The sequence below is a fragment of the Idiomarina sp. UBA4206 genome, assembly GCF_002383015.1.
In the GTDB taxonomy this organism is placed as follows: domain Bacteria; phylum Pseudomonadota; class Gammaproteobacteria; order Enterobacterales; family Alteromonadaceae; genus Idiomarina; species Idiomarina abyssalis.
Map to the genome: position 1 here is coordinate 63,695 of NZ_DFTS01000014.1, position 347 is coordinate 64,041.

Genomic DNA, 347 nt, shown 5'->3' on the forward strand with positions numbered 1-347 from the left:
GTTAAGAACCTGACTGACTACGGCGCATTCGTTGATTTAGGCGGCGTCGATGGCTTATTGCACATTACCGATATGGCTTGGAAACGCGTTAAGCACCCAAGTGAAATCGTAAACGTTGGCGATGAAATCACTGTTAAAGTATTGAAGTTTGATCGTGAGCGCACTCGTGTATCTCTTGGCCTTAAGCAATTAGGCGAAGATCCATGGGCAGATATCGCAAACCGTTACCCAGAAGGTCACCGTTTAACTGGTCGTGTTACGAACTTGACTGATTACGGCTGCTTCGTTGAAATCGAAGAGGGTGTTGAAGGTCTGGTACACGTCTCAGAAATGGACTGGACTAACAA

At 46.4% G+C, this 347-nt stretch carries 1 protein-coding gene; it reads left to right on the forward strand.

The window, feature by feature from the left end; all coding sequences use genetic code 11:
* On the forward strand, positions 1 to 347 hold a 347-nt coding region (locus B3180_RS02950), incomplete at both ends, for a S1 RNA-binding domain-containing protein (protein WP_286842939.1).